The organism is Micromonospora eburnea (genome assembly GCF_900090225.1).
Classification (GTDB): domain Bacteria; phylum Actinomycetota; class Actinomycetes; order Mycobacteriales; family Micromonosporaceae; genus Micromonospora; species Micromonospora eburnea.
In genome coordinates this window covers 7,086,612-7,103,393 of record NZ_FMHY01000002.1, presented here as the reverse complement: position 1 = coordinate 7,103,393, position 16,782 = coordinate 7,086,612, and the positions used below count along the sequence as shown (strand labels likewise).

Annotated in this window: 11 protein-coding genes and 2 tRNA genes; 4 read left to right on the top strand and 9 right to left on the bottom strand. The window is 71.9% G+C overall.

Translation table 11 applies throughout. The features are described 5' to 3' along the window. Positions 1-72: 72 nt before the first annotated feature. Positions 73-1,449: an MFS transporter gene (locus tag GA0070604_RS31210; protein ID WP_244162135.1), complete on the bottom strand. Its 1,377-nt coding sequence runs from the start codon at positions 1,447-1,449 to the stop codon at positions 73-75. Between the two features lie 84 nt (positions 1,450-1,533). Further along, positions 1,534-1,794 (bottom strand): hypothetical protein, encoded by a 261-nt coding sequence (locus tag GA0070604_RS31205; RefSeq protein ID WP_208602203.1) that lies wholly within the window; start codon positions 1,792-1,794, stop codon positions 1,534-1,536. Between the two features lie 228 nt (positions 1,795-2,022). Between GA0070604_RS31205 and GA0070604_RS31200 the strand changes: the two genes are divergently transcribed. The 3 genes from GA0070604_RS31200 to GA0070604_RS31190 all read left to right on the top strand — a co-directional run bounded on the left by GA0070604_RS31200 (position 2,023) and on the right by GA0070604_RS31190 (position 7,983). Further along, positions 2,023-6,528 carry an HAD-IC family P-type ATPase gene (locus tag GA0070604_RS31200; RefSeq protein ID WP_091126731.1) on the top strand — a complete coding sequence of 1,502 codons (4,506 nt, stop codon included), beginning with the start codon at positions 2,023-2,025 and terminating at the stop codon, positions 6,526-6,528. 116 nt (positions 6,529-6,644) lie between these two features. Beyond that, positions 6,645-7,442: an MBL fold metallo-hydrolase gene (locus tag GA0070604_RS31195; protein ID WP_091126724.1), complete on the top strand. Its 798-nt coding sequence runs from the start codon at positions 6,645-6,647 to the stop codon at positions 7,440-7,442. 82 nt (positions 7,443-7,524) lie between these two features. Further along, complete coding sequence (locus tag GA0070604_RS31190; RefSeq protein ID WP_091126721.1) at positions 7,525-7,983, top strand: GNAT family N-acetyltransferase; 459 nt, start codon at positions 7,525-7,527, stop codon at positions 7,981-7,983. A 3-nt stretch (positions 7,984-7,986) separates the two neighbouring features. Here the strand turns inward: GA0070604_RS31190 and GA0070604_RS31185 are convergent, their stop codons facing one another. Beyond that, positions 7,987-8,937 (bottom strand): L-threonylcarbamoyladenylate synthase, encoded by a 951-nt coding sequence (locus tag GA0070604_RS31185; RefSeq protein ID WP_091127545.1) that lies wholly within the window; start codon positions 8,935-8,937, stop codon positions 7,987-7,989. 185 nt (positions 8,938-9,122) lie between these two features. On the opposite strand from GA0070604_RS31185, the gene GA0070604_RS31180 reads away from it, so the two are divergent. Continuing rightward, positions 9,123-9,572, top strand: coding sequence for an SRPBCC family protein (locus GA0070604_RS31180; protein WP_091126717.1), 450 nt, complete (start codon positions 9,123-9,125; stop codon positions 9,570-9,572). A 504-nt stretch (positions 9,573-10,076) separates the two neighbouring features. Here the strand turns inward: GA0070604_RS31180 and GA0070604_RS31175 are convergent. From GA0070604_RS31175 to gyrB, 6 genes are all read right to left on the bottom strand, one after another. Then, positions 10,077-10,152 (bottom strand) — tRNA-Ala (locus GA0070604_RS31175). A gap of 45 nt (positions 10,153-10,197) precedes the next feature. After that, entirely contained in the window at positions 10,198-10,326 is a 129-nt protein-coding gene (locus tag GA0070604_RS33835) for a DLW-39 family protein (RefSeq protein ID WP_231920970.1), read from the bottom strand. 42 nt (positions 10,327-10,368) lie between these two features. Continuing rightward, positions 10,369-10,442, bottom strand: a tRNA-Ile gene (locus tag GA0070604_RS31170). Between the two features lie 188 nt (positions 10,443-10,630). Beyond that, positions 10,631-11,545, bottom strand: coding sequence for a DUF3566 domain-containing protein (locus GA0070604_RS31165; RefSeq protein WP_091126714.1), 915 nt, complete (start codon positions 11,543-11,545; stop codon positions 10,631-10,633). Positions 11,546-11,548: 3 nt separating this feature from the next. Beyond that, on the bottom strand, positions 11,549-14,080 hold the full coding sequence (gyrA, locus tag GA0070604_RS31160; protein WP_091126712.1) for a DNA gyrase subunit A: 2,532 nt from the start codon (positions 14,078-14,080) through the stop codon (positions 11,549-11,551). A gap of 130 nt (positions 14,081-14,210) precedes the next feature. After that, positions 14,211-16,157, bottom strand: coding sequence for a DNA topoisomerase (ATP-hydrolyzing) subunit B (gene gyrB / locus GA0070604_RS31155; protein ID WP_091126709.1), 1,947 nt, complete (start codon positions 16,155-16,157; stop codon positions 14,211-14,213). Positions 16,158-16,782 lie beyond the last annotated feature (625 nt).

Here is a 16,782-nt window from a genome sequence, read left to right as displayed (position 1 = left end):
GTGGCCTCGGAGCGACCGGAAGGCCACCAGATCCAGGATCGAGCACGATCCCGGCTCGGCGGGCGTGGTCGGTCAGGGAGCCGCCGGACGTACCACCACCCGGCCGGCGAGCAGGAGGCCGAGGAGACCACAGCCGGCGGCCACGGACAGGGTGACGGCGTAGCTCGCCGGGCCGGGTGCCGATCCCGCCGCCAGCACGGCACCGGTCAGCGCCAGCACGGTGGCGGCGGCCAGCGAGTCGCCCAGTTGCAGCGCCGAGCTGTTGCGCCCCTGCTCGTCCGGTGCGGACAGCGCCAGGGTGAGCACCGACAGGGACGGATAGAGCAACCCCATACCGAGGCCGGCCACGGCCCAGGCGACCACCACCAGCGCCACCGGCACGCCCGGCAGCGCGGCCACCGCCACGCCGGCCGTACCGAGGGTGATGCAGCCCAGCCCGGCCCGGGGCAGCGTGGCCGTGGAACGCGGCGAGGCCATCCGGCCCTGCAACCACGAGCCCACCGACCAGGAGATCGAGCCGACGGTCAGCAGCAGACCGGCCGCGGTCGGCGAGAAACCGCGCTCCCGGGAGAGCATCAGCGGAAGCACCACCTCCGTCCCGGCGAACGCCGCCGAGGCGAGACCGCGCAGGCCGATCACCGTGGGCAGCCCCCGCGCGGCCCGCAGGAAGCCGGCCGGCAGCAGGCGCGGGACGCAGACCAGCAGCCCGGCCAGCGCCACCGCCACCAACACGGCGGCGGGCACGCCGCGCTGCTGCCCCCCGTGGTGCAGCAGTGCGGCGCTCGCCCCCGCCCCGCAGGCCCAACCGATCCGGGCCAGCGCTCCAGTCGGCGGCCGGACCGGGACCGCCGCGCCCAACGCACGCAGCCCCGGCTGGATCAACAGCACCGCCGGCACCGCGACCACCGGCACCGCCAGGAAGACCCAGCGCCAGCCCAGGTGCTCGACGATCAGGCCGGCCAGCGCCGGACCGACCAGCGACGGCACAACCCAGGCCGCGGCGAACGCGGCGAAGACCCGCCGCCGCAACTCCTCCGGGTACGCCTGCCCGACGATCACGTACAGCGCCACGGAGAGCAGGCCCGAGCCGAAGCCCTGCACCACCCGGCCGGCGACCAGCACCCCCATCGTCGGGGCGGCACCCGCGACGACCAGCCCCGCCACGAACCAGGCGACCCCGTGCCACATCGGTGCGCGAGGTCCCCGCGCATCGCACCAGATGCCGGAGACGACCATGGCCACCACGCCGGCGGCGAACGTGCCGCCGAAGGCGAGCCCGTACAGGGACAGCCCGTCCAGGCTGCGGGCGACCGTGGGCATCGCGGTGCCCACGGCGAGGGCCTCGAACGCGAGCAGCGAGACCAGGGCGACGCTGCCCACGGTCATCGCGCGCAGGCGCGGCGAATACAGATGCGCGGGTGGGGCCGCCGGCCCGGCGGTGGCGGTCACCGGCGGCCCGGCGTACGTGCGGTCGACATGGGCTCAAGCATCAGACCTCAACCCGGATTTATGTCAACCGTGAGCCCCGTCTCGTCAGGCCGACTGCAACGCCTGGCCCAGACCCCGGACCACCCCGGAGAGGTGCTGGTCGGCCAGCAGGTGACCGGCGGTGATCACCAGGGCCAACGGCCATTCGATCACCTGGAACGCGGCGAGCACGCCCAGCCCCGCGTAGTAGGCCAGCCTGTCCGGCGGCGGCACCGCCACCTCGCCCAGCACCGGGATCTCCACCCGCCGGCAGTACGTCTTGATCATCTCGTGTGTCTCGCTGAGGTTTCGCGTCAGCGTGCTCATTCCGCCTCCCCGGTTCCGACGACACATCGGCGTACGAGTCGGCATTCCACTGGGGAACCCGTCCATGCCTCGGCCAGCGGGGAAACTTCCCCCGCCAGAGGGGCATAACGGACGCGACGCCGGGAAGTCGGACCCCCTGGGACGAGCGCGGGAGGCGAGCATGACGTACGGCAAATGCGGCGACCGGCGCACCGGGGAGCGGGGCCGGCGGCTCGGCCGTATCCCTCGATGACCTCGCTGGGCCGCTACGCCGGCCTCCTGCTGTCGCCGGTGGCCGTACCGGACGCCGTCGCGCGGGTCGCACGTACCGTCGTCGCCGTCGCGCCCGGCGCGGCCCGGGCCGGCGGCGCCGTCGTGGGGAACGTCGCCCAGGCCGCCGTGCCGCACGGCGTCACCGAGGCCGCGGGGAGCGTGGGCACGGCGGCGACCAAGCTGGCCCGGTTCGTCGGGCTGACCCGCCGCCGGGTCTGGACCCGGGACGGCCGGCACCACATCGAGGTGCACGGCGTCTGCCAGGACCGCGGGGACCGGCTGGCCCGGCAGGTCGAGCAGGCGCTCGAACGGATGCCCGGCGTCGCCTGGGCCCGGGTCAACGCGCCCACCGGCCGGGTGGTGGTGGCGGTTCAGGAGCCGAAGCCGAAGCTACGCGAGCTGATCGCCACGATCGCCCAGACAGAGCGGGTCTGCCCGTACGAACCGGACGCGGAGATCCCGCCGCCGCACCCGCCAGAGGAGGGCCCCCGCACGCCGCGTACCTTGGGCGCGCTGGCCTCCGACGCGCTCGGCCTGACCATCTCGGCGGCCACCCGGATCCTGCCGTTCACCCCGTTACCCGCCGAGGTGAACGGCCTCCTCACCGCGATCGACCTGCACCCGAAGCTGCACGCGCTGGCCGACCGGGGGCTGCGCGCGGACCCCCGCGCCGACCTGTTCTTCCCGCTCGTCGAGGCGGTCGTGCAGGGCCTCACCGGCGGCTGGGCCGGGATCGTTCTGGACGGCGCGCAGCGGGTGGTGCAGTGGGGCGAGGCGCGGGCGCAGCTCGTTACCTGGACCAAGGCGGAGCCGCGGCTGACCGGGGACCCGGACCGCGCGGTGGCCCGGGTGCCGAAGGGGCAACGTCCCTGCCCGAGGCCCGACGGCCCGGCCGAGCGGTACGTGACCCGGGTGCTCGCCGCCGGGGCCGCGGCCGGCGCGGCGACACTCCCGGTGGCCGGTGGCAAACGAGCCGCGTCGGTGGCCATCTCCTCACTGCCGAAGGCGCCGGGCGCCGGACGGGAGGGCTACGCCGCCCAACTCGGCCAGATGCTGGCCCGGCGCGGCGTCATCGCGATGGACCGCAGCGTGCTGCGGGAGCTGGACCGGATCGACACGGTGCTGCTGGACAGCGCGGTCCTCGGCTCGGACCGGGGCGTGCTGGCCGACCTGGCGCCTCTGCCCGGTGCGGACACCGCGCAGGTCGCCGCTCAGGCGTTCGCCCTCTTCGACCCGGCCGCCCCCGACGCCGTACGGGAAGCCGACGGCTGGCGGCTCGGGCCGATGGACCGGATCGACGCCGAAGATCCGGGGGACACCCCGGACAGCCGCCGCCTGCGGGAAAGCGACGGACCACTGCTCGGCCTCGCGTCCGGCGGCACCCTGGCCGCCGTGCTCCGGGTCGAGCCGGAGCCGGCACCCGGCGTGGACCTGCTGCCCACCGCCGCCCGCCAGGCCGGCCTGCGGCTCGTGGTGGCCGGCGACGTCGACGAGCGGTACGGCTTCGCGGATCTCGTCGTGCCCGGCGGCCCCCAACTCGCCGACTCGGTACGCGCCCTGCAACGCGACGGCGCGGTCGTCATGGTCGTCTCCGGCGACCGCGAAGCGCTCGGCGCCGCCGACTGCGGGCTCGGCGTGGCCGCTTCGGACGACCTCCCGCCGTGGGGCGCGCACCTGCTGGTCGGCGACGACCTGAGAATTCCCGCCCTGCTGATCGACGCCACCGGGGTGGCCCGCCAGATGACCAGGCAGAACATCCGGATCGCGATGGCCGGCAGCGGTCTGGGGGCGCTGAACGCGTTCACCTCCGCACCTGCTCAGCTACCCGGCCGGACCCTCGCCGCGGTGAACGGCGCCGCCGCGATCGCCTTCGCGCACGGCGTGTTGCGGGCCCGTCGGCTACCGGACCGCACCCGCTCACCGGTGCCCGCGGTGACCGCCTGGCACCTGATGCCGGCGGCGACCGTGCTGGCCCAGCTCGGCTCCGACCCGGCCGGGCTGACCAGCGAGGAGGCGGAACGCCGCCGACGGTCGGCGACCGGCGACGGGGGCGGCCCGCCCGGGCTGCTGCGCGCCTTCGTGGACGAGCTGGCGAACCCGCTCACCCCGGTGCTCGCCGCCGGGGCGGTGCTCTCCGCCACGTTCGGCTCACTGGTCGACGCGGCCCTGGTCGGCGGGGTGGTCGGCGGTTCGGCGCTGGTCGGCGCGGTGCACCAGCGCAACACCGAACGGTCCCTGGCCGAGCTGCTGTCCCGTTCGGCGGTGACCGCCCGGGTGCTTCGGGACGGCGTCGAACAGGTGGTGCCCGCCGAGGAACTGGTCCGCGGTGACGTTATCGCGGTGGGCCCCGGCGACGCGGTGCCGGCCGACTGCCGGTTACTCACCTCCGACGGGCTGGAGGCCGACGAGTCGTCGCTGACCGGTGAGTCCCTGCCGGTCGGCAAGAGCCCCGAACCGGTGGTGGCGGCGGACGTCGCCGAGCGGCACTCCATGCTGTACGAGGGCACCACCGTCGCCGCCGGCCACGGCACCGGGGTCGTGGTGGCGACCGGCGAGGAGACCGAGGCGGGACGGAGTCTCGCGATGGCCCGGCAGGCCCCGCCGGCCAGCGGCGTGGAGTCGCGGCTCGGGAAGTTGACCAGCGCCGCCGTGCCGCTGGCGGCCGGCTCGGCGATCGCGGTGGCCGGTGCGGGCCTGCTCCGGGGCGTACCGCTGGTGGAAACGGCGGCGACCGCCGCGAACCTGGCCGTCGCCTCGGTGCCGGAGGGGCTGCCGTTCCTGGTCAGCGCCGCGCAACTGGCTGCGGCGCGGCGGCTGGCCGAGCACGGCGCGCTGGTCCGCAACCCACGGACCATCGAGGCGCTGGGCCGGGTGGATGTGCTCTGCTTCGACAAGACCGGCACCCTCACGGAGGGCAAGCTGCTGCTGGCCGGGGTGGGCGACGGCGACGACCGGTACGCCGCCCCGGACCGGCTGGACGAGCCGCTGCGGCTGACCCTGGCCGCGGCGCTGCGCGCCACCCCGGCCGCGGCCGACCCGGACGAGCTGCCCCAACAGACCGACCGGGCGGTACGCCGGGGCGCGGGTACCGCCGAGGTGTCGGAGCAGGTCGGCGCGGCGGACTGGACGGCGGTGGGCGGGCTGCCGTTCGAGCCTTCCCGCGGCTATCACGCCACCGTCGGACGGACCGCCGACGGGCTGCTGCTCAGCGTGAAGGGCGCCCCCGAATCGGTGCTGCCCCGGTGCACGGCCCGGCGCAGCAGCGGCGACCAGCCGCTCGACGACGCGGGCCGGAAGGCCCTGCACGCGATGCTGGCCGAACGGGCCCGGGCCGGGCACCGGATCCTCGCCGTCGCCGAGCGCCGGGTGGAGAACAGGGCAGTAACCGACGAGCAGGTCGCCGACCTGGTCTTCGTCGGGTTCCTGGCACTCGCCGACGGGGTACGCGAGAGCGCCGCGCCCGCCGTACGCCGGATCCGGCAGGCCGGGGTGCACGCCATCATGATCACCGGGGACCACCCGGCCACCGCCGGGGCCATCGCGGCGACCATCAGCCCCGATCACGGGGAGCAGCGGGTGGTCACCGCGACCGACCTGGACCGGCTGGACGACGACGCGCTGGCCGAGCGGCTCATGGCGACCGACGTGGTGGCCCGCTGCACCCCCGCCCACAAGGTCCGCATCATCCAGGCGCTGCAACATCGGGGCCGCACGGTGGCGATGACCGGCGACGGCGCGAACGACGCCCCGGCGATCCGGCTGGCCGACGTGGGCATCGCGCTCGGCCAGCGCGGCACCCCGGCCGCCCGCGCCGCCGCCGACCTGGTGGTCACCGACGACCGGCTGGAGACGATCATCGCCACGCTGGTCGAGGGCCGGGCGATGTGGTCGTCGGTCCGCCACGCGTTGAGCATCCTGGTCGGCGGCAACCTCGGCGAGATCGCGTTCAGCGTGCTGACCGCCGCCGCCACCGGCCGATCCGCGCTGACCGGACGGCAACTGCTCCTGGTCAACCTGCTCACCGACCTCGTGCCGGCGCTGGCCATCGCGGTCCGCGCGCCCGCCTCCGACCGGGCCGACCACCTGCTGCGCGAGGGGCCGGACACCTCCCTCGGCGCGACGTTGACCCGGGAGATCGCGTTGCGGGCGGGTGCCACCACGCTGGGCGCGACCGCCGGCTGGACGGTGGCGCGCTGGACCGGCCGGCAGCAGTGGGCCGGGACGGTGGCGCTCGCCTCGCTGGTCGGCACCCAGCTCGGCCAGACCGTGCTGGCCGGCGGCACCAGCCCCACCGTGCTCGCCTCCACCGCCGCGTCGGTCGGCGTACTGGTCGGGGTGGTGCAGACGCCGGGGCTCAGCCAGTTCTTCGGATGCACGCCGCTCGGCCCGGTGGGCTGGACGATCGCCGCCGGCTCCGCGCTCGGCGCGACCTTCGCCAACGGCGCGCTCACCCGGCTGGTCGACCGCCTGCCGCAGCGCTGAAAGGAGGGGCCCCCTATTAACGCCTCGCGTTGTAAAAGGGCCCCCTGCAAACACCCGAACCCGGCGCTGGCGGACGACCGGAGCATGGCAACGGCGATCGGGGGTACGGCCGGAACATGGCAACCGAACAACCGCGGGTGACCTTCATCGGCACCGCGACCACCCTGCTGAGGCTCGGAGGGTTCACCCTGCTCACCGACCCGAACTTCCTGCATCGGGGCCAGCGGGCGTACCTCGGCAAGGGGCTCTGGTCCAAGCGCAGCACCGACCCGGCGCTGACCATCCCGGAGCTACCCACGCTGGACGCGGTGATCCTGTCCCACCTGCACGGCGACCACTTCGACCGGGTGGCCCGCCGGGGGCTGGGCCGGGAACTGCCGATCGTCACCACGCCGCAGGCGGAACAGAAGCTGCGCCGGTGGGGTTTCCGGGCGGCGGAAGGGCTGCCCACCTGGCGGTCGTACGAGTTGCGCCACGGCGACGAGACACTGCGGCTGACCGCGCTGCCCGGCCAGCACGGTCCCGGTGTGCTCGACCGGCTGATGCCCGACGTGATGGGCACACTGGTCGACCTGGAACGCGGCGGTCACCGCGAGTTCCGCCTCTACATCACCGGCGATACCCTGCGGCGCCCGCAGCTCGCGCAGATCCCCCAGCGGTTTCCGGACATCGACGCCATGCTGATCCACCTCGGCGGCACCAGGGTCGCCGGCATCCTGCTCACCATGGACGCGCGGCAGGGCGCCGACGTGGTGGAACTGATCCGGCCGAAGCTGACCGTGCCGGTCCACTACGACGACTACCCGGTGTTCCGCTCGCCGCTGCGCCACTTCGTCGAGGAGGCCCAGCGGCGCGGCTTCATCCGCCAGGTACGCACCATCCACCGCGGCGAGACCGTCCCGCTGACCCCCTGACCCCTGTTTCGCGCCCCGCCGTCCAGCCCGAGCCGCCGTAAACCGGTCGAGGCCGGCGCGGCCGGGCGGTTAGGGTGCCGCCGTGCCGCCACGCCTGGAGAAGATCACCACGGAAAACGTCCTGGCCGCCTGCGCGATCGCCGTCCGCCCCGACCAGGAGGGCCTGGTCGAGCCGGTCGCGCGGTCGCTCGCCGAGGCGTACGTCCAGCCGGACGTCGCCTGGCCGCGGCTGATCGTCGACGGCGACCGGCCGGTCGGCTTCCTGATGGCCTTCCTCGACATCCGGTGGCGGGCGAACGACCCGGCCGACGTCCGCTCCGGGCTGTGGCGGCTGAACATCGCCGCCGACCAGCAGGGCCGGGGGTACGGTCGCTTCGCCGTCGAGGCGGTGGCCGAGGAGTTGCGCCGCCGCGGCACCGACCGGCTCGTCGCCACCTGGGTGCCCGGCGCGCACGGCCCGGAACGCTTCTACCGCCGCCTCGGCTTCCGGCTCACCGGCGAGCACAGCGGCGACCAGGTGGTCGGCGCGCTGGACCTGTGACGGTCAGTGCCAGGTTGCGGCGGCCCGCCGCAACCGGTCGTTGATCGCCCGCCCCACCCCGACCTCCGGGACCGGCTCGACGACGATCTCGGTCACCCCGGCCGCGTCCAGCCGATGCAACGCGTCGAACAGCCGCGCCGCCGCCGCGGTCAGATCACCCTCGGGCGACAGCACCTCCACCGCCGCCCAGGCACCGGCCGGGCGCTCCCGGAAGGCCAGGAACCCGCGCCGGCCGCCGTCGCCCGGCGCCGGCTCCGCCGCCCCCAACCGCAACGGGGTACGCGGGGCGTAGTGCGCGGCCAGCGTCCCGGGCGCCACCGGCTGGCCGGAGCTGCCCGGTCGTACGTCGACCGGGCCGACCGCCTCGACCAGCGCCTCCACCGGCAGCGCGCCGAGCCGCAGCACCACCGGCCGTTCGCCCCGGGCGTCCACGATGGTCGACTCGATGCCGCACCGGGTCGGGCCGCCGTCGAGCACCACCTCCACCGCGTCGCCCAGCCCGGCCACCACGTGCTCGGCCCGGGTCGGGCTGAGCTGACCGAACCGGTTGGCGCTGGGTGCAGCCACCGGCACCCCGGCGGCGGCGATCAGCGCCCGGGCGGACGGCTCGTCCGGCACCCGGACCGCCATGGTCGGCAGACCGGAGGTGACGATCGGCGGGATCGCCGCCGGCCGGTCCACGATCAACGTGAGCGGCCCGGGCCAGAACCGGTCGACCAGCGCGGCGACCGCCGGCGGCACCGCGCCGACCAAACCGGGCAGGTCGGCGGCGTCGGCCAGGTGAGTGATCAGCGGGTCGAAGCTGGGCCTCGCCTTCGCCTCGAAGATCCGCGCCGCCGCCCGGGCATCGAGCGCGTTCGCGCCCAGTCCGTAAACCGTCTCGGTGGGGAAGGCAACCAGCCCACCGGTACGCAGGACGGCAGCCGCCTCAGCGATGCCGCTGGCGGCCGGCAGGACGCGCGGGGATCCGGAACTCACGCCCCGACGCTAGCCTGCCGCCCCACGGTCGCTACGACGGGCCGGTGGGGTGGCCGCCGCCGGCGCTCGACTGTGATCGACTCCGGGTGCGGGAACCTGCCCTCGTTTGCCTCCGCCTGGACGGGGAAGGCGGATGGCACGGCCGGAGGCGAGGAGACGTGATGATCGAGGTCTGCCGGACCATCCGTACCCGACCCGAACAGATCTTCGCTGTGCTTGCGGATGGTTGGAGCTACGCCGGCTGGGTCGTCGGCGCCGCCCACATACGGAACGTCGATGACGGCTGGCCCGCAGTGGGCACCCGAGTCCATCACCGGTTGGGCCCGTGGCCGCTGCAGATCGAGGACCAGACGGTGGTACGCGCGATGGAGCCGAACCGGCTACTCGAACTCGAAGCACACGCCGGGCCGTTCGGCATCGCCCGTATCCGCCTGGCACTCGAGCCGCTCTCGGACACCACGACCCGGGTTCGGATGAGCTGGACGGGGGCCGCAGGAGTCGCCCGCCTCATCCCGGAGTCCGTACTGGCGCTGATGCTGCGCCCGCGCAACTCGGAAACACTGTACCGGGTGGATGACATCGCCACGCACCGAAAATTCCGCACCGTGTAGGTGGCCGCTACAGGCAGGGCGAGCGCCTCCGGCGAATTGCCCTCCGCTGGAGGCGATGCGGGCGTACCCGACCCAGGTTGACGGGTGCTCTACCTCGGCACCCCAGTCGTCCCGATCAGCACCTGCAACGACCTCTCGCGGACCGGACGCAGACTGTCTCCGCTAGGCGGAGGGGGACGGAGCCTCCAGTGGGCGGACGGCGGCGCATCAAGCGTCCGCGACGGCGAGCAGCACGAAGCCAGCGGCGGTGGTGGCGAGAAGGGGCGGGCGGAAAGCAGCGGTGGCGCCAGCAGAACCAGAGCGGCGATGCCGCTGATCCGGCGCAGGGCGAGCTGGTTGAAGATGATCCGTTCCAGCCGGCTGCGGCCGAACAGAAAAACCGCCGGCCCGCCGAGGATGACCGCGAGCGCCCAAGACGCAAACACCTGGCCCCAAGGGATGGCCGGGCAGCGTGTTCAGAAAAGGGTTGGCTGTACTCGCAGCAAGATCAGCCAATGTTGGTGCTGGTGGAGCCCAGGGGACTTGAACCCCTAACCCCTGCCTTGCAAAGGCAGTGCTCTGCCAGTTGAGCTAGGGCCCCGAGTCGGGCGGACCCGCCCGGTGCTGGCAGCCGGAAAACGGCGACTCAGCGCAGGTCTGGTGCGGTGGTCGCCTCGTGCCAGAGGGCGCGCTCGTCGTTCGAGGCCTTCACCTTTCGGGCCACGACGGCGGCCACGCCGACGATGCCGGCCAGGATCAGCAGCTTCTTGAACATGGGGCTACCCCTCACGCTCGACTAACGTCGGACGACGTGCGGTGGGGCTAGCTGGAATCGAACCAGCGACCTCAGAGTTATCAGCTCTGCGCTCTAACCGACTGAGCTATAGCCCCGCATGGCGACCGGGCAAGGTTAACCCATCGCCTCCCCCGTGCCCAAATCGGGGTGGCCCGAAGCTGATCCACCCCCGTGTGCGGCAGGTCGGGCTGTCCGGGCGAGGAGAGACCGCAACATGCGACGGTCGATCAAGGCCGGGGTGGTCAAGCCGGGGCGTGTCGGCGACACGCCCCGGCTTGGCAGATCAGTCCCGCTCGGCGAGCGTCAGCTCGATCCCGCCGACCAGGTCGGCGCAGACGTTGTAGACGAACGCGCCAAGAGTGGCGAGCGCGGTGAAGAGCACGACGTTGACCAGGCCGATCAGCGCGGAGCTGAGGATCACGCCCTTGGCGGTGATCTGGAAGCCGCCGCCATTCGAGCCGCCGCTGGCGCTGACCAGATCGGTCAGGCTGTCGTTGACGCTCTTGAACACGCCCATCGCGTCCAGGGCCAGGTAGAGCACCGAGGTGGCGACAACCACCACGATGAAGAGCACCACCGAGACGGCGAACGCGAACTTCATCACGGACCACGGGTCGATCCGCTTGAGATTCAGCCGGGCCCGGCGCGGCCCGCGCGACGCGGCTGAGCTGACCGAGCTACGCGCGGCGCGTACCGCCTCACCCACCCGCGCGGCCCCGACGGCACCGGCCCCGCTGATGCCCGGCGGCAGTCCCCCGCCGTTGGCCGGTCGGCCCGCCGGCGCGCCGGCCCGAGCGCCGTCCGACGGCTTGGTGGCGGTGCCGAGGCCGGCTCCAACGCGGGGCTGGGTGCCGGTCGTGCCGGGCGACGGACGGGCCGTGCCCGTTGTCGGGATCGGCTGGGTCGTGGCGGGCTTCGCCGCCGTGGCCGTCGGGGCGGCCGGGCCGTCGGCGGAGGGCGTGGCACCGACCTTGGTCTGGTCGGCCTTCTCAGTCGTCCCCGAATCCTCCGCGGGCTTGTCCGGCGGCGGAGCCATGCCGGGGGCCCGGGTGAACTTCGGGGCAGGCGCGTCGGCGGGGACGGTGGCCCGGCCCACGGCCGCACGGCCGGTCGCTGGTGTACCGCCCTTTGCGGCCTCCTCGTCGACCGGGTTGGCCGAGGTCCCCTTGTTCCCCGACTTCGCCTGTGTCTCCGTCATCAACTAGTCCTGTTCGTCAGGCTCGTCGGCATTGCGAGCAATCGCCACGATAGTCACGCCGTCCGGGAGGTCCATCAGCTTGACCCCCATTGTGTTCCGGTCACGCGTACGGCGTACAGGCTTCACCGGAGTCCGGATGACACCACCATTGCTGGTGATCGCGAACAGCTCGTCCTCCGGGCTGATCACCACCGCGCCGACCAGACCACCGCGTCGCTCAGTAATCTTCGCAGTCAGCACGCCCTTACCTCCCCGGCCCTGGACCGGGTATTCCTCGATCGGGGTACGTTTCGCATATCCCCCGTTCGTCGCGACGAGCACGTCCATCTCTTCCATGCCCTCGCTGCGGATGACCTCCATGGCGAGCAGGACGTCTTCCTCGCTGAACCGCATGCCGATGACGCCGGAGGTGGCCCGGCCCATCGGGCGCAGCGCCTCGTCCGTGGCGTTGAAGCGGATGGCCTGGGCGTTCTTGGAGACCAGCAGCAGGTCGTCCTCCGGGGCCACGAGGGCAGCACCGACCAGCTCGTCCTCATCGCGCAGGTTGATCGCGATGATGCCGCCGGATCGGTTGGAGTCGAACTCCTCAAGCCGCGTCTTCTTCACCAGGCCGTTCTTCGTGGCAAGTACCAGGTAGGGCGCCACCTGGTAGTTCGGGATCTGGATGATCTGCGCGATCTGCTCGTCCGCTTGGAACGCGAGCAGATTGGCCACGTGCTGGCCCTTGGCCACCCTACTGGCTTCCGGAAGCTCGTACGCCTTGGCCCGGTAGACCCGACCCTTGTTGGTGAAGAACAGGATCCAGTCGTGCGTGGAGCATACGAAGAAATGGCTGACGATGTCGTCCTGACGGAGGGTGGCGCCACTGACGCCCTTGCCACCCCGCCGCTGCGAGCGGTAGAGGTCGACCTTGGTGCGCTTGGCGTACCCGGTGCGGGTGATGGTGGCGACCACGTCCTCGCGGGCGATGAGGTCCTCCATCGAGACCTCGCCGTCGAACGGCACGATCTGGGTACGCCGGTCGTCGCCCCACTTCGCGATGATCTCGCCCAGTTCCTCGGAGACGATCCTCCGCTGCCGTTCCGGCTTGGCGAGGATGTCCTTGAGGTCGGCGATCTCCAGCTCAAGCTTGGCCAGATCGTCGAGGATCCGCTGCCGCTCCAGGGCGGCCAGCCGGCGCAGCTGCATGTCGAGGATCGCGGTCGCCTGGATCTCGTCGATCTCCAGCAGCCGGATCAGGCCCTGGCGGGCGTCCTCGACCGTGGGCGAACGCCGGATCAGGGCGATCACCTCGTCGAGCGCGTCGAGCGCCTTGGCCAGACCGCGCAGGATGTGCGCTCGCTCCTCCGCCTTGCGCAGCCGGAACGCGGTCCTCCGGCGGATGACCTCGATCTGGTGCTCGACGTAGTAGCGGATGAACTGGGCCAGGTTGAGCGTACGGGGCACGCCGTCGACCAGCGCCAGCATGTTGGCGCCGAACGTCTCCTGGAGCTGGGTGTGCTTGTAGAGGTTGTTGAGCACCACCTTGGCGACCGCGTCGCGCTTGAGCACGAGCACCAGCCGCATGCCGGTACGCCCGGAGGACTCATCCCGGATGTCGGCGATGCCGCCGAGCTTGCCCTCCTTGATCAGCTCAGCGATCCGCTCGGCGAGGTTGTCCGGGTTGACCTGGTACGGCAGCTCGCTGACCACCAGCGCCGGGCGGCCCCGCTTGTCCTCCTCGACCTCGACCACGGCGCGCATCCGGATCGAGCCACGCCCGGTCCGGTACGCGTCCTGGATGCCCGCGGTGCCGACGATCAGGCCGTGGGTCGGGAAGTCCGGGCCCTTGACGATCTCCAGCAGCGCTTCGAGGGTGGTCGCCTCGTCGGCCTCCGGGTTCTCCAGGCACCACTGCACCGCCGCGCCGATCTCCCGCAGGTTGTGCGGCGGGATCTTGGTGGCCATACCGACCGCGATGCCCTCGGAGCCGTTGATGAGCAGGTTGGGAATGCGGGACGGCAGGATGGTGGGCTCCTTGGCCCGACCGTCGTAGTTGTCCTGCATATCGACGGTGTCCTCGTCGATATCCCGCATCATTTCCATGGCGAGCGGGTCGAGCTTGCATTCGGTGTAGCGCATGGCCGCAGCCGGATCGTTTCCGGGCGAACCGAAGTTGCCGTTGCCGTCCACCAGCGGGTACCGCAGCGACCAGGGCTGCGCCATCCGGACCAACGCGTCGTAGATCGGGGAGTCGCCGTGCGGGTGGAACTGACCCATCACGTCGCCGACCACGCGGGAGCACTTCACGTAGCCGCGGTCCGGCCGGTAGCCGGAGTCGAACATGGCGTAGAGAATCTTGCGGTGAACCGGCTTGAGCCCGTCCCGGACGTCCGGCAGGGCCCGCCCGACGATGACGCTCATCGCGTAGTCGAGGTACGAGCGCTGCATCTCGACCTCGAGGCCGACCGGCTCGATGCGGTCGTGCTGCACGACCGCGGCCAGTGTCTCCGGGGTCTCCGGCTCGTTCGGGGTGGACTCGGGAGTATCGGTCACTGTTAACCCTTATCAGACTCAGAGTCGTGTTCGTGCTGTGGATAACGGCTGTGGAAACCGGCCGGACTGTGGATAACTCTGTGGATAGCCGGGCCGGCCGGTGGATCGCCGACCGGCCCGGCACGCTCCGTCAGATGTCCAGGAACCGCACATCCTTGGCGTTGCGCTGGATGAACGAACGGCGCGCCTCGACGTCCTCACCCATCAGGACGCTGAACAGCTCGTCGGCGGTTGCGGCGTCGTCGAGCGTCACCTGGCGCAGCGTACGGGTGGCCGGGTTCATCGTGGTCTCCCACAGCTCGGGGTAGTTCATCTCGCCGAGACCCTTGAACCGCTGGATGTCATCCGGCTTGGCGTTGGGCTTCTTCTGCTGGCGCAGCACGATCAGCCCGTCCCGTTCGCGGTCCGAGTACGCGTACTGGGCGTCGTCGCCCTTCTTGTTCCACTTGATCTTGTAAAGCGGCGGGGCGGCCAGGTAGACGTGCCCCAGCTCGACCAGCGGGCGCATGAAGCGGAACAGCAGGGTGAGCAGCAGCGTCTGGATGTGCTGGCCGTCCACGTCGGCGTCGGCCATCAGCACGATCTTGTGGTAGCGCAGCTTCTCGATGTCGAAGTCGTCGTGGATGCCGGTGCCCAGCGCGGTGATCAGCGCCTGGACCTCGTTGTTCTTCAGCACCCGGTCGATCCGGGCCTTCTCCACGTTGAGGATCTTGCCGCGGATCGGCAGAATCGCCTGGGTACGCGGGTCGCGCCCCTGCTTGGCCGAGCCGCCCGCCGAGTCACCCTCGACGATGAAGACCTCGGACTCGCGCGGGTCGGTGGACTGGCAGTCGGCCAGCTTGCCCGGCATCGAGCCGGACTCCAGCAGCGACTTGCGGCGGGCCAGCTTACGGGCCTGCTGCGCGGCGATCCGGGCCCGGGCGGCCTGGGACGCCTTGGTGATGATGATCTTTGCCTCGGCCGGGTTGCGGTCGAACCAGTCGACCAGCGACTCGTTGCAGACCCGCTGCACGAAGCTCTTCACCGGGGTGTTGCCGAGCTTGGTCTTGGTCTGGCCCTCGAACTGCGGGTTGGTCAGCTTGACCGAGATGATCGCGGCCAGCCCCTCGCGGATGTCCTCGCCAGAGAGCCTCTCGTCGCCCTTGAGCAGCTTCTTGTCCGCGCCGTACCGGTTGACGACGCTGGTCAGCGCGGCCCGGAAGCCCTCCTCGTGGGTGCCGCCCTCGTGCGTGTTGATGTTGTTGGCGAAGGTGTAGACCGACTCGCCGTACGACTCGTTCCACTGCATGGCGATCTCGACCGACATGCCCTCCTCCTCGGCGCCGAACTCGACCACCGTCTTGTGGATCGGGTTCTTCGACGCGTTGAGGTGCCGGACGAAGTCGGCGATACCACCCTCGTAGTGGAAGGTCACCTCGCGCGGCTTGCCCTCCTCGCCCTCCGGGGCCCGCTCGTCGAGCAGGTGGATGGTGAGGCCGCGGGTGAGGAAGGCCATCTCCTGGAGCCGGCGGTAGATGGTCTGGAAGTCGAAGTCGACGGTCTCGAAGACGTCCGGATCGGGCCAGAAGGAGACCGCCGAGCCGGTCCGGTCGGTCGGCTCGCCCTTCTCCAGCGGGGTCGGCTTGGAGTTGTGGTACTGCTGCCGCCAGACGAAGCCGTCCTTGTGGATCTCCACGGCCATCTTCGTGGAGAGGGCGTTCACGACGGAGACGCCGACACCGTGCAGACCGCCGGAAACGGCGTACGCCTTGCCGTCGAACTTGCCGCCCGCGTGCAGCACGGTCAGCGCGACCTCGACGCCCGGCTTCTTCAGCTTCGGGTGGAGGTCGACCGGGAAGCCACGCCCGTTGTCGGTGACCCGTACGCCGCCGTCGGCGAGCAACACCACGTCGATGGTGTCGCAGTATCCGGCCAGCGCCTCGTCCACCGCGTTGTCGACGACCTCCCACACGAGGTGGTGCAGGCCGCGTTCACCGGTGGACCCGATGTACATACCGGGCCGCTTCCGGACCGCCTCCAACCCCTCGAGGACGGTGATCGACTCGGCGCCGTACTTCTTGTTGTCCTCCGCTGCCACCCTCGGCCACTTTCTCGCACCGGCCGCGCCAGGGCGCGGGGGCGCGGGTTCGGCGGACATCACGCGACGTCGGCGCGCACGGCCGGTCCCCGAATCACCAGGTCGCGGATCGCGTACGCCGGGCGCCGCGGTCGCCCGCGGATCGCGATCGGCTCGACCCGATCCGGGACAATGATCAAGGGCCCTGCGGCCCCTGTGCGTCGCTCCGTGTCGGGTCTTTCGTCTCGCCGTCAATCTTACTCTGCGGAGCCGACGAAACCGCCACTCGGCACCCCTGCGCGGCGGCTGAGAACTCCGTAGCCGGCCGAACCGCGCTGTCTGCGACTCCCCCTACACACCATGCCTAGTTCGGGGGCACTTCCGACCGCTCCGGCTCGGCACGTCTGGCGCCGCGCCACGACCCGGAGCAGTCGTCCGACCATCTCCGGCTCGGCAAGTCTGACGCGGCGACGCGGCACGTCTGACGCGGCGACGCGGCACGTCTGACGCGGCGACGCGGCACGGAACATGGCCGACCGGGGGTCGCGGCCGGGCCCGCCGTGCCGTACCTTTGCGGCGTCTGCCGCAGTGCGGTCTTGATCTTTCCCGGCAAGAACCGGGACGATCAACCCGATCGGTCCGACAA

Coding starts and splice junctions, on each gene's coding strand:
- GA0070604_RS31195 (WP_091126724.1), top strand. CDS start 6,645: ATGGCAACCGAACAACCGCGGGTGACCTTCATCGGCACCGCGACCACC.
- GA0070604_RS31205 (WP_208602203.1), bottom strand. CDS start 1,794: ATGAGCACGCTGACGCGAAACCTCAGCGAGACACACGAGATGATCAAG.
- GA0070604_RS33835 (WP_231920970.1), bottom strand. CDS start 10,326: ATGTTCAAGAAGCTGCTGATCCTGGCCGGCATCGTCGGCGTGGCCGCC.
- GA0070604_RS31165 (WP_091126714.1), bottom strand. CDS start 11,545: ATGACGGAGACACAGGCGAAGTCGGGGAACAAGGGGACCTCGGCCAAC.
- GA0070604_RS31180 (WP_091126717.1), top strand. CDS start 9,123: ATGATCGAGGTCTGCCGGACCATCCGTACCCGACCCGAACAGATCTTC.
- GA0070604_RS31200 (WP_091126731.1), top strand. CDS start 2,023: ATGACCTCGCTGGGCCGCTACGCCGGCCTCCTGCTGTCGCCGGTGGCC.